At 72.7% G+C, this 11,902-nt stretch carries 11 protein-coding genes; 7 read left to right on the top strand and 4 right to left on the bottom strand.

Annotated elements, in window-relative coordinates:
- A partial coding sequence (locus Q7W29_11025; GenBank protein MDO9172349.1) for an aromatic amino acid lyase occupies positions 1-596 on the top strand: 596 nt, incomplete at its 5' end.
- Positions 597-708: 112 nt separating this feature from the next.
- Here Q7W29_11025 and lepB read toward each other — a convergent pair.
- Positions 709-1,398, bottom strand: a complete 690-nt coding sequence (lepB, locus tag Q7W29_11030) for a signal peptidase I (GenBank protein MDO9172350.1) — start codon at positions 1,396-1,398, stop codon at positions 709-711.
- Positions 1,399-1,516: 118 nt separating this feature from the next.
- Between lepB and Q7W29_11035 the strand changes: the two genes are divergently transcribed.
- The 5 genes from Q7W29_11035 to Q7W29_11055 all read left to right on the top strand — a co-directional run bounded on the left by Q7W29_11035 (position 1,517) and on the right by Q7W29_11055 (position 8,267).
- Positions 1,517-1,837, top strand: coding sequence for a hypothetical protein (locus tag Q7W29_11035; protein MDO9172351.1), 321 nt, complete (start codon positions 1,517-1,519; stop codon positions 1,835-1,837).
- Positions 1,838-1,938: 101 nt separating this feature from the next.
- The gene (locus Q7W29_11040; protein ID MDO9172352.1) at positions 1,939-3,096 is read left to right on the top strand and encodes a hypothetical protein; all 1,158 of its coding nucleotides are present in this window, start codon (positions 1,939-1,941) and stop codon (positions 3,094-3,096) included.
- 10 nt (positions 3,097-3,106) lie between these two features.
- Entirely contained in the window at positions 3,107-4,066 is a 960-nt protein-coding gene (locus Q7W29_11045) for a metal ABC transporter substrate-binding protein (protein ID MDO9172353.1), read from the top strand.
- Entirely contained in the window at positions 4,063-4,884 is an 822-nt protein-coding gene (locus tag Q7W29_11050) for an iron chelate uptake ABC transporter family permease subunit (GenBank protein MDO9172354.1), read from the top strand. The genes Q7W29_11045 and Q7W29_11050 overlap by 4 nt, the downstream gene beginning before the upstream one ends.
- Before the next feature lie 116 nt (positions 4,885-5,000).
- Positions 5,001-8,267: a glycosyl hydrolase gene (locus tag Q7W29_11055; GenBank protein MDO9172355.1), complete on the top strand. Its 3,267-nt coding sequence runs from the start codon at positions 5,001-5,003 to the stop codon at positions 8,265-8,267.
- Between the two features lie 58 nt (positions 8,268-8,325).
- Here Q7W29_11055 and Q7W29_11060 read toward each other — a convergent pair whose 3' ends face one another.
- The 3 genes from Q7W29_11060 to Q7W29_11070 form a co-directional block, all read right to left on the bottom strand.
- Entirely contained in the window at positions 8,326-8,829 is a 504-nt protein-coding gene (locus tag Q7W29_11060; GenBank protein ID MDO9172356.1) for a methionine-R-sulfoxide reductase, read from the bottom strand.
- A 74-nt stretch (positions 8,830-8,903) separates the two neighbouring features.
- A complete protein-coding gene (locus tag Q7W29_11065) occupies positions 8,904-10,310 on the bottom strand; it encodes a pyridoxal-dependent decarboxylase (GenBank protein MDO9172357.1) in 1,407 nt (468 codons plus the stop codon).
- Between the two features lie 40 nt (positions 10,311-10,350).
- Positions 10,351-11,217: a LysR family transcriptional regulator gene (locus tag Q7W29_11070; protein ID MDO9172358.1), complete on the bottom strand. Its 867-nt coding sequence runs from the start codon at positions 11,215-11,217 to the stop codon at positions 10,351-10,353.
- Positions 11,218-11,469: 252 nt separating this feature from the next.
- On the opposite strand from Q7W29_11070, the gene Q7W29_11075 reads away from it, so the two are divergent.
- A partial coding sequence (locus Q7W29_11075) for a DUF45 domain-containing protein (GenBank protein ID MDO9172359.1) occupies positions 11,470-11,902 on the top strand: 433 nt, incomplete at its 3' end.

The following is an 11,902-nucleotide window of genomic DNA, read 5'->3' on the forward strand; positions in this document are numbered from 1 at the left end:
ACCCGATCTTCGTGCCCGAGAAGAAGCTGACCCTGACCGGGGCCAACTTCCAGGGCTCGCCGGTGTCGCTGCCCATGGACATGGCCGGCGCGGCCATGACGATGGTCTGCGTGCTGAGCGAGCGGCGCCTGAACCGCCTGCTCAACCCCGCCTTGAGCGTGGGACTGCCGGCCTTCCTGACCAAGGGCGCGGGCATGTTCTCCGGATTGATGCTCAGTCAGTACACCGCCGACTCGCTCATCGTCGAGCAGCGGATCCTCTGTGCGCCCGCGTCGGTCCAGTCCATCCCGGCCGCGGCGGACCAGGAGGACTTCGTCTCGATGGGCATGAACACGGCCCTGAAGAACAAGCAGATCGTCGAGAACGCCTGCGGCATCCTGGGCATCGAGTTCATGGCCGCGGCGCAGGCCCTGGACTTCCGCGACTTCAAGAAGGGGGCGGGCGTCGACGCCGGCCACGCCGCGGTGCGGGAGCACGTGGCGTTCCTGGAAGTCGACCGACCCCTGCACGACGACCACACCGCGATGATGGAGCTGGTGCGGTCGTGCGGGATCCTCGAGAAGGTCGAGGCGGTCGTGGGTAATCTGGCCGGCTGACCGCCCCATCGATGATGAAGCGAAGGCCGCCCCCCGAACGGGGCGGCCTTCTGGTTTGGGCCGGCCGGGGGGGAGACGACCGCCTGAGGCGCGGCCGTCATCCGGCCGGGAATCAGTCGAGCCGGGTGAAGAAGCGGCCCAGCCGGGGGCGCCAGCCGCGGTCCCGATCGACCGAGGCCACGACGGCGAGGGCCCGGCCCTGCAGCGCGTCGCGGCCCACGAACCCGAAGTAGCGCGAATCGAAGCTGTGGTCGCGGTTGTCGCCCATGACCAGGTAGGAGTCGGCGGGCACTGCGACCGGACCGAAGTCCCGCAGCGCGCGGGTTCCCGGGGAGAGCATCACCGCGTGGCGGCGGCCGCCGAGGTCCTCGGTCAGCAGCTCATGGCGGCCGTCGTCGTCGGGCGGGAGCGCCCAGCGCAGCCCATCGTCCCGCGGCGCGCAGGCGAGGGGGCGGCCGTCGATCAGCAGGTCGCCGGCGCTCATCGCCACCGTGTCGCCGGGCAAACCGACCACGCGCTTGACCAGGCGGGTGCCGTCGTGGGGCGAGGACAGCACGACGATGTCGCCGCGCCGCGGTTCGCCGGTCCGCGCCACCTCGCAGCCCAGCAGCGGGACGCGCAGCGAAAAGGCGGTGCGGTCCACCAGGATGCGGTCGCCCTCGTAGATCGTCGGCTGCATCGAGCCCGTCGGCACGTCGTACCAGTTGGCGACGGCGGAGCGGAAGCTCAGCGCGCTCGCCACGACCACCAGCAGGGGCAGCCAGGAGCGCAGGCGGCGGGCGAGGGGGCGGGTCGGCGTCATGTCGGGCCTCCGGCGGGGAAGCGGTGCGCGTCGGGTCGGATCCGCATGTATACGCCCACGCGGCGGCGGCGGTTCCCCTCCGGTTGCGCGCCCGCCCGCTCGATCGTATCCTGCGCGCATGTTCCGCCCCGCGACACCGGTTTCCCGCGCCTCTGCCTCCAGGGTCCTGACGGCCCTGCTCCTGCTGGCGAGCCTCGGCGCGTTCCAGGCCTCGCACCTCAAGCACCACTACGACCACGCGGAGCCCCTCGATGCCCACGACGGGCACGCCGCGGCGGTCTGCATCGTCTTCCACACCGGCACGCTCGCCGAAGGCGTCGTCGAGGCGCCGCGGGCCGCCGCCGCCGTCGTCGTGCGGGTCCCGGCCGCCGAGGTGCGCGCGCTGGGCCTGCTGATCCTGCCCGTGCGCGAGGCGCGGGCCCCGCCCGTTTCCGCCTGATCCACGCGAACCCGCCCCTCACGCGACGATCGAGGCCCGGCGCCCCCGGCGACCGCAGTCCGCGGCTCCCCGCTCGCGCCCGGAAACGAGGAGTGACGAACATGCGCACCCGCATCACCGCGGCGATCCTCGCCGCAGCGACGGCCCTGGCGACCGGAGGCGCGGCCGCGGCCGCCGACCCGGCCGCTTCCGGCAGCACGATCACCGGCATCTCCAGCCTGATGAACCCGGCCATCAGCGTCAACGCCCTGTTCCTGGGCGAGACCTCGGCCGACGACGACGGCTACGCCGCCAACCGCGTCGGCCTGCAGGAGGCCGAGATGCAGTTCACCTCGGTGGTCGACCCGTTCTGGACCGCCGACCTAGTCGTCGCCTACCACCAGGAGATCGGCCACGACCACGGCGACGAGGCGGCCGACGCCCACGACGAGGCCGCCTTCGCCACCGACCTCGAGGTGGCGCGCCTCCGCGCGCGCGCGCTGCCGGCGGGTTTCGGCCTGGTCCTGGGCAAGGATTACCTGCCCTTCGGCAAGCACGTGCCCCTGCACACCCATCAGGACGCCTTCGTGCGGGCGCCGGTCGCCGTGCGCTCGTTCCTGGGCGACCACGGCTTGACCGAGGTCGGCGCGCGGGTCGAGGCGACGCTGCCGCTGCCCTGGTACTCGGAGGCCGTCGTCTACGCCGTCAACGGCGACGCGGAGATCTTCGACGCGCACGACCGCGACCTGGCCTGGGGCGCGCGCTGGACGCAGACCTGGGACGTGGCGCCGACCGCCACGCTGGAACTGGGGGGCTCGCTGCTGAACGGTCCGGGCGCCCGCGACGCCGACGAACCGGCCGGCAAACTCGGGGTCTACGGCGTCGACGCGACCTACAAGTGGGTCAGCGGCGCGCGGTCCCACGGCCCGGCCGTGACCTGGACCGGCGAGTTGATCCTGCCCGATCCCGAGCGCGCCGCAGGCGACCCGCGGGGCTGGTACTCGCACCTGCAGGGCCGCATCCACCGCAGCTGGTGGGCGGGGTTCGGCGCCGGGCAGGCCGCGGACGTCCACGGGCACGTGGACGTCGACGGCGTGGAGGTCGCGACCCTGACCACCTGGAACGAGTACCGGGCCAACCTGACCTTCGTGCCGAGCGAGTACAGCGCGTTGCGCGCCGAGGTCTCGCAGCTCGACGAAGCGGGCGGCGACGGCGACGACCTGCGCTTCTCGCTGCAGTGGAACTTCACCATCGGGTCGCACCCGGCCCATCTCTACTAGGAGGACCGCCATGATCTCGCGAATCCGGATCCCGGCGGCCGCCCTCGCGCTCGCCCTCTTCGCCTTCCCCCTCTCGCCCGGGCGCGCCGCCGCGGCGGACGGACCGTTGCGGGTGGCGGCCACCCTCTCGGACCTCGGCTACGTGGCGCGGGCCGTGGGCGGCGACGACGTGGAGGTGACGGTCCTCTGCCCCGGGGGCATGGACCCGCACTACCTGCCCGCCAAGCCGTCGCTGTCGCGCAAGCTGGGACAGGCCGACGCGCTGCTGTTCAACGGCCTCGAGCTGGAGATCGGCTGGCTGCCGCCGCTGCTGGAGAAGGCCCGCAACCCGCGGGTGCGCGCCGGCGCGCCCGGGCTGATCGACTGCTCCGCGGCCCTCGAGTCCGTCCTGGACGTCCCGTCCGGCGCCATCGACCGCGGCCTGGGCGACATCCACCCGCAGGGCAACCCGCACTACACCGTCGACCCGCGCCGGATGATCGCGGTCGTGCAGCTAGTCGGCCGCCGCTTCGGGGAGTTGGACCCGCCGCGCGCGGCGGCCTACCGCGACCGGGCCGAGGCTTACGCGGCACTGTTGCGCGAGCGCCTGCCGGTCTGGCAGGAGCGGACCGCCGCCCTGCGGCACCGCCACGTCCTGCTGAACCACCAGCACTGGAACTACCTCTGCGACTGGCTCGGCCTGGACGTGATCGGCGAGATCGAGCACCGACCGGGCATCGCGGCCTCGCCGCGGCACGTGCAGGACATGGTCGAGAAGTCCCGCACCCTGGGCGACGTCGTGATCGTGGCCGCGAGCTGGGATCACCTGGACGTGGTGCGCGAGATCGCCGGCCGCGCCGGCGCGTCCCTGGCGGTCCTGCCGGGCCACGCGGGCGCGGAGGCCGGCACCGACGACTACATCGCGTTCCTGGACGAGGTGACGCGGCGCCTGGCCGAGGCGGCCGCGGCGCCGGGAGGGGGGCGGCCGTGAACGGCTTCCTGGAGATGATGGCGGCGCCGGTCGTGATGGCGCTGATCCTGGTGGCGATGCACTCCCACCTCGGCCACCACGTGGTGCGGCGCGGCGTGATCTTCGTCGACATCGCCCTGGCCCAGGTGGCCGCCTTCGGGGTGGCGATCTCCCTGCTGCTGGGCGGGGAGATCGGCAGCGACGGCACCTACGCCGTGGCCCTGGGCAGCACCTTCCTGGGCGCCCTGCTGATCTCGCGCACGCGCGGGAAGTCGGAGCGGGTGCCGCAGGAGGCGTACATCGGGATCATCTACGCGGTGTGCAGCGCGGCGATGATCCTGGTGCTGACCCAGGTGCCGCACGGCGGCGAGGAGATCAACCACCTGCTGGTCGGGGCGATCCTCTGGGTCACCTGGCCGACCCTGCTGAAGACCGCGGCCCTCTACGCCGTCCTGGGCTTCCTGCTCTGGCGGTGGCGCGGGCCGCTGGACCGGATCTCCGCCGACGCCGAGGCGGCCCGGCGCGAGGGCCTGCCGCTGCGGCGCTGGGACTTCGCGTTCTACCTGATCCTGGGCACGGTCGTGACCTCCAGCGTGCAGATCGCCGGCGTGCTGCTGGTGTTCACGCTGCTGGTGGTCCCCACGGTGATGGGCGTGCGCCTGTACGCCGACCACCGCCGCCACTTCGCCTACACGCTGGCGGTCGGCATCGCGGCGGTGGTGCTCGGGGCCGCGCTGAGCTACGTGCTGGACCTGCCGACCGGCGCGGCCATCGTCTGCGTGTTCGGGTTCCTGCTGGGGCTGCAGGTGCTCCTGGAGTCCCTGCTGCGCCGCGGCTGACGGCCGATTCCCGGTTGCCTCGCCCCTCCCCATGCCGCATTCTCGATCCCGGCGCCGTCCCCCGCGGGGGGTGGCGCCGGCGCCCGTCCCGCCCCACGCCGATCCGGGAGAACACCATGAAGCGAACGCTGTGGATCCTCGCCGCCGCCGCGCTGCTCGCCGCGCCCGCCGCCGCGCCGGCGAAGGACAAGGCAGAAGCGGACAAGAACCCCCTGAACGCCGACACCTTTTCCGGCCTCGGGCTGCGCCTGCTGGGCCCGGCCGTCTCCTCGGGGCGCATCGGCGACTTCGCCGTCAACCCCGCCGACCCCGCCGAGTACTACGTGGCGGTCAGCAGCGGCGGCGTCTGGAAGACGGTCAACGCCGGCACCACCTACGAGCCGGTGTTCGACGCCGAGGGCTCCTTCTCGATCGGCTGCGTGACCCTCGACCCGCGCGACCCGAAGGTCGTCTGGGTGGGCAGCGGCGAGAACAACAGCCAGCGCAGCGTCGCCTACGGCGACGGTGTCTACAAATCGGTCGACGGCGGCAAGCACTGGTCGAACACCGGCTTGAAGGAGTCCGAGCACATCGGCATGATCGTCGTGGACCCCCGCGACTCCGACGTGGTCTACGTCGCCGCCCAGGGCCCGCTGTGGCGGCCCGGCGGCGACCGGGGCCTCTACAAGACCGCCGACGGCGGCGCCACCTGGCAGAAGATCCTCGACATCTCGCCCGACACGGGCGTCAGCGAGCTGCGCCTGGACCCGCGCGACCCCGACGTGATGTACGCCGTCAGCTACCAGCGGCGCCGGCACATCTGGGTGCTGCTGGACGGCGGCCCCGAGTCGGCGATCCACAAGAGCGTCGACGGCGGCAAGACCTGGCGCAAGCTGACGCGCGGGCTGCCCGAGGGCGACCTCGGCCGCATCGGCATCACGGTGTCGCCCGTCCGGCCGGACCTGGTCTTCGCCATCGTCGAGGCGGCCGAGGCCGGCGGCTTCTACCGCAGCGACGACGCCGGCGAGAACTGGCGCAAGATGAGCGACTACGTCGCCACCAGCCCGCAGTACTACCAGGAGATCTTCGCCGACCCGCACGCCGCCGAGCGCGTGTACTCGCTGGACACCTACTTCCAGGTGACCGAGGACGGCGGCGCCAATTGGCGGCGCGTGCCGATCGAGTTCAAGCACGTCGACGACCACGCCCTGTGGATCGACCCGCGCGACGTCGACCACCTGCTGATCGGCTGCGACGGCGGGATCTACGAGACCTGGGACCGCGGCGCGACCTGGGACTTCAAGGCCAACCTGCCGGTCACGCAGTTCTACAAGGTGGCCGTCGACCAGGCCCTGCCCTTCTACAACGTCTACGGCGGGACCCAGGACAACAACACGCTCGGCGGCCCGTCGCGCACGCACAACAACCACGGCCTGCGCAACAGCGACTGGTTCGTGACCCAGGGCGGCGACGGCTTCGAGCCGCAGGTCGACCCCACCGACCCCGACGTCGTCTACAGCCAGTACCAGCACGGCGGCCTGGCCCGCTACGACCGGCGCAGCGGCGAGAGCCTGGACATCCAGCCCCAGCCAGCCTGGGGCGAGCCGGCCTACCGCTTCAACTGGAACTCCCCGCTGCTGATCAGCCCCCACAACCACGAGCGGCTCTACTTCGGCTGCCAGAAGCTCCTGCGCAGCGACGACCGCGGCGCGAGCTGGACGGAGGTCAGCGGGGACCTCTCCCGCGGCATCGACCGCAACCGGCTCGAGGTGATGGGCCGGGTCTGGAGCGTCGACGCGGTGGCCAAGAACCGCAGCACCTCGTTCTACGGCAGCCTGGTGGCCCTGGACGAGTCGGTGCTGCAGGAGGGGCTCCTCTACGCCGGCACCGACGACGGGCTGGTGCAGGTGACCCTCGACGGCGGCGGCACCTGGCAGGCCCGGGACGGCTTCCCGGGCGTGCCCGCGCAGGCCTTCGTGGAGGACGTCGACGCCGACCGCCACCGTGCTGCGACCGTCTACGTCTGCCTCGACAACCACAAGAAGGGCGACTTCCAGCCCTACCTGCTGCGCAGCGACGACCACGGCAAGACCTGGCGCAGCATCGCCGGCGACCTGCCGGAGCGCGGCAGCGTGCACTGCTTCGTCCAGGACCACGTGAACCCGGACCTGCTGTTCTGCGGCACCGAGTTCGGCGTCTACTGCTCGCTGGACGGCGGCGCCCGCTGGGTGCGCCTCAAGGGCGGCTTCCCGGTCATCTCGGTGCGCGACCTGGAGATCCAGCGGCGCGAGAACGACCTGGTCGTCGGCACCTTCGGCCGCGGCATCTACGTCCTGGACGACTACACGCCGCTGCGCGCGATCACCCGCGCCGCCCTGGAGGGGGAGCCGGCCCTGCTGTTCCCGGTCAAGGACGCGCTGCTCTACAACGAGGCCTCGCCCCTGGGCGGCCGCCGCAAGGGCAGCCAGGGCGACAGCTTCTACCAGGCCGAGAACCCGCCGTTCGGCGCCGTGTTCACGCTCCACCTCAAGGAGAAGCTGTCGGGCCGGCGCGAGCAGCGGCACGCCGCCGAGAAGGCGCTGGTCGAGAAGAAGGAGCCGGTCCACTACCCGAGCTGGGACGAGCTGCGCGCCGAGGACCGCGAGGACGCGCCGGGCTTCTTCCTGGCGATCTCCGACCTGGACGGGCGCGTGGTGCGCCGCGTCGCGGTGGCCAACCAGGCCGGCCTGCAGCGCGTGTCCTGGGACCTGCGCGACCCCTCGCTGCGCCCCGCCGGCGTGACGCCGAACACCGACGGCGGCCCGCTGGTAGCGCCCGGACAGTACGTCGCGCAGCTGATGCGCAGGGTGGACGGCGTCGCGACGCCGCTGGCGGCGCCGCAGAAGTTCACGGTCAAGCCGCTCGCCCTGGCGGCGCTCGCGGCGCGGGAGCCGACGGAGCGCCAGCGCTTCCAGCGCGCGGTCGCCGAGCTGCAGCGGGCCGTCCAGGGCGCGGTCGAAAAATCCGGCGAGGTGCAGGAACGTATTGACCACGTCGAGCCGGCGTTGTTCAATACGGTCGGGGTGAGCGACGCCGACCGCGCGAAGCTGCGCGCGATCGGGACCAGGCTGGCGGACCTGCGCGTGATCCTGCTGGGCGACGACACGATCGCCTCGCGCAACGAGCCCACGCCGCCGTCGCTGTCCGAGCGCATCGAGCGCGTCGCCTACGGGAGCTGGGAGTCCTCGGCGGCGCCGACCGGGACCCACCGCGAGACCTACCGCACGGTGGCCGAGCGGTTCCCGCAGGTGCAGTCGGACCTGGCCGCGATCGACGCGGACCTCGCCGAGTTCGAGAGGATGCTGGAGGCCATGGGTGCGCCGTGGACGCCGGGACGGAGCCCGGTGTGGAGGGCTGAAAAGTAAGCCGCTACCTTCCAGATGGCCCCGCCGCGGTCAAGGACGACCGCGGCGGGGTCTCTATTTACGGGGCGGTTGTTCCGGGCTGTTCGGCGGCGGGGGCGATGACCGGCGGCAGCGCGGTCCCCTCCGGCACGAACGCCAGCGAGACCGAGTTCACGCAGTGGCGGGTGTCCCGGGGCGTGAACTTCTCGCCCAGGAAGACGTGCCCCAGGTGGCCGCCGCAGTGGCGGCAGAGGATCTCGGTGCGGCGGCCGTCGCGGTCGGTCAGGCGGCGCACCGCGCCCTCGATCTCGTCGTCGAAGCTGGGCCAGCCGCAGCCGGCGTCGAACTTGTCGGCGGAGCGGTACAGCGGCGCGTTGCAGCGCTTGCAGAGGTAGGTACCCCGGGCGGAGTGCTCCTCGAACTCGCCGCTGAAGGGGCGCTCGGTTCCCTTGTGCAGGAAGACGCGCTGCTCGTCCTCGGTCAGGTCATTGTACTTCACCGGCGGCTCCTCGGCGGGGGAAGTCGCGGCGGCGGCCGTGGCCAGCAACAACAGCGCCAGCACGGCGCCGATCTTCCCGTTCATGTCGCCCTCCCGGCGGGTGGGGTTCCCCACACCGATACACACGAACGGCGCTCGCCGCCGCGTCCGCCCGGGGCTCAGCCGCCCGCCGCTTCGCGCAGCAGCCGCCAGGCCCGCGCGACGTGGCGGTCCGCCGTCAGGGTGGCGCCCACGCTCAGGCGCAGGGTCAGCCGGTCGTCCAGCCGGGTGTGGGACAGGAAGATCCCGCCGTCAGCGTTGACCGCGTCCATGATGAGCCGGTTCGCCTCGTCGCCGCCGCGGTGCCGGAAGCAGACCAGGTTCAGCGGGGCCGGGGCGGCCAGCTCCCAGTCGGGGTCGGCGTCCACCCAGCCGGCGAATTCCTGCGCCAGGCGCACGTGCTCGCGCACGTGGTGGCGCAGCCCCTCCACCCCGTACCAGCGGATCACGAACCACAGCTTCAGGGCGCGGAAGCGCCGGCCCAGCGGGACCTGCCAGTCCCGGTAGTCGACGACCCGGCCCGACTCGGTGGCGGCGTTGCGCAGGTACTCGGGCAGGATCGAGAGCGCGCGCACCAGGTCCGCGCGGTCGCGCACCCAGAAGCAGTCGCAGTCGAAGTTCGTGAACATCCACTTGTGGGGGTTGAAGCAGTAGCTGTCGGCGAACTCCAGGCCGTCCTGGATGCCCCGGAACTCCGGGCAGAGGGCCGCCGTGCCGGCGTGGGCGGCGTCGACGTGCAGCCAGAGGCCGTGCTCGCGGCAGACCGCGCCGATCGCGGGCAGGGGGTCCAGGGCATGGCTCGAGGTCGTGCCGACCGTGGCGCAGGCGAAGGCGGGGCGCTTGCCCGCGGCGAGGTCCGCGCGGATCGCCGCGTCGAGCGCCGCGGGGCGCATCGCCAGCAGGTCGTCGACCTCGATGCGGCGCAGGTTCGCGGCGCCCAGCCCCGCGACGCGCACGGCCTTCTCGATGCTGGAGTGCGTCTGGGTCGAGCAGTAGGCGGTCAGCGAGCCGTCGCCGCCCCGCTCGTCGACGGCGAAGCCGCTGGCCCGCTCGCGCGCCGCCACCAGGGCGCACAGCGCCGCGCTGGAGGCCGAGTCCTGGATCACGCCGCCCCCGGCGCCCGTCGACAGGAACGCCGGCGGCAGGTCCAGCATCCCGACGAGCCAGTCCAGGACGTGGGTCTCCAGCTCGGTGCAGGCGGGACTCGTGGACCACAGCATGCCCTGCACGCCGAGGCCGGCCGACAGCAGCTCGCCCAGGACCGCCGGGCCCGACGCGTTGGCCGGGAAGTAGCCGAACCAGCCGGGCGACTGCCAGTGGGTCGTGCCGGGCAGCACGATCCCCTCGACGTCGCGCATCAGGTCGGCGAAGGGTTCGCCGTCGCGCGGCGGCAGCGGCGGCAGCGCGGCGCGCACGTCGCCGGGGGCGGCGCGGCTCTGCACGGGCAGCGTCTCGAGGCGCTCCCAGTAGTCGGCGATCCAGTCCACCACCTCGCGGCCGTGGCGGCGGAACTCCTCGGGCGTCATGTGGCGGTCTTCGTGTCGCATGTCGTCGCTCCCGTGGCTGTCAGTCGGAATCGAGGTGGCGGCCGCACTCGCCGACGAGCGCGGCCACCACCTGCTTGTGCAGGCCGGCCGGCGCCGCCACCGTGTAGTGGTGCAGGAAGACGTCGACGTGGCGCATGGAGAAGTCCTCGACCACGCGCACGCCCGCGCCGCGCCGGACGAGGTGGCGCGGGACGACCGCTCGGCCCAGGCCCTGCGACACGCCGTCGAGGATCCCGTAGACGTCGCTCATGAAGGCGCGGCGGTAGTCGGGAGCGTCGGGGCGCCCGGCGAAGAACCAGCGCGTGACGTCGTCGTCGGGGTCGTTGTCCAGGTAGATGTCGGCAGGGGAGGCGCGGCGCGCGCTCTCGATCACCACGTACCGCTCGCGGCCCAGGGGCAGGGCCGTCACGTCGGACCAGGCGAGCCGCCGGTCCAGGACGATGAAGTCGGCGACGCCCTCGCGCAGCACGCGCGGCAGCGCCGAGGTCTGGTGGACCTGGAACTCGATCTGGATCGCCGGATTCCCGCGCAGCAGCGCCGCCAGGGACGGTAGGACCGCGGAGCGGAGGATCGACGAGTAGGCGGCCACGCGCAGGGGGCCGGCCAGGTCCCCGACCGCGGGCTCCTTCAGGTCGCGCAGCAGTTCGGCGTCGAGCTGGTCCTTGGCCTGGCAGTAGCGCAGCAGGCGCAGGCCGGTCTCGGTCAGCCGGATGCCGTCGTTCCCGCGGACGAAGAGCGTGGCGCCCAGCTCCTCCTCCAGCTTGTGCACGCGCTGGGAGAGCGCCGACTGCGAGACGTGCAGGCGCACCGCCGCGCGGGTGAAGCTCTTGAGCCTGGCCGTCTCGAAGAAGGCCGCCAGCCGATCGGTCGCCAGTTCGCGGCTCATCGATTCTCCTTATGGGTTGATCGGATCATATCATGAAACTTATGGCCGGTCTTGGACTATCATGTTCCTGCCGGTCCCGACGGCGCGTCCGCAGGGTATTCGTCCCGACCCCCGGGCGGGGGGGAAGCTCGCGCGGCGGGACCGGCAACTCGACCGCGCACCCGTGAAACTCCTGCTGAAAATCTCGCCGGTCTCGTCTAGACTGCGCCTCGACCACATCCTCGCCCGGATGGAGCCGTCGAGGGGGACGCGTTGAAGGAGCAGACCGCGGTCGCGGTGATCTGTGACAAGCCCGTGCGCTACCGCGTGCGGCGCAGCGACCGTGCGCGCCGTTTGAGCCTGCAGGTCAGCCCCCGCAAGGGGCTCGAGGTCGTGCTGCCCCGTCGCTGGAGCCTGGCCGAGCTGGAGCGGGCCCTGCGCGAGCACGCCATCTGGATCGACGAGCAGGTCGAGCGCTTCGACGTCCGCCAGGGACCGCGGTCGCCGGAACTGAGCACCGGCAGCCGGGTGCTGGTGCTGGGCCGGCCGCGCGAGCTGCTGGTCGAGGGCGTGGAGCCGGGGCGCCGCCGCGGGCGCGTCGTCGCCGAGAACGACCGCCTGCGCGTCCAGCTCACGCCGGACGACCTCCTGGACCCGCGGCCCCTGCTCGAACGCTGGCTGCGCCGCCTGGCGCGACGGCACCTTG

Source organism: bacterium (assembly GCA_030654305.1).
Taxonomy (GTDB): domain Bacteria; phylum Krumholzibacteriota; class Krumholzibacteriia; order LZORAL124-64-63; family LZORAL124-64-63; genus PNOJ01.

What these genes read in the sequence shown, in the direction of transcription:
- Q7W29_11065 (MDO9172357.1), bottom strand. Translation starts at nt 10,310, where the DNA reads ATGACGCCCGAGGAGTTCCGCCGCCACGGCCGCGAGGTGGTGGACTGG.
- Q7W29_11040 (MDO9172352.1), top strand. Translation starts at nt 1,939, where the DNA reads ATGCGCACCCGCATCACCGCGGCGATCCTCGCCGCAGCGACGGCCCTG.
- Q7W29_11045 (MDO9172353.1), top strand. Translation starts at nt 3,107, where the DNA reads ATGATCTCGCGAATCCGGATCCCGGCGGCCGCCCTCGCGCTCGCCCTC.
- Q7W29_11060 (MDO9172356.1), bottom strand. Translation starts at nt 8,829, where the DNA reads ATGAACGGGAAGATCGGCGCCGTGCTGGCGCTGTTGTTGCTGGCCACG.
- Q7W29_11035 (MDO9172351.1), top strand. Translation starts at nt 1,517, where the DNA reads ATGTTCCGCCCCGCGACACCGGTTTCCCGCGCCTCTGCCTCCAGGGTC.
- Q7W29_11055 (MDO9172355.1), top strand. Translation starts at nt 5,001, where the DNA reads ATGAAGCGAACGCTGTGGATCCTCGCCGCCGCCGCGCTGCTCGCCGCG.
- Q7W29_11070 (MDO9172358.1), bottom strand. Translation starts at nt 11,217, where the DNA reads ATGAGCCGCGAACTGGCGACCGATCGGCTGGCGGCCTTCTTCGAGACG.
- lepB (MDO9172350.1), bottom strand. Translation starts at nt 1,398, where the DNA reads ATGACGCCGACCCGCCCCCTCGCCCGCCGCCTGCGCTCCTGGCTGCCC.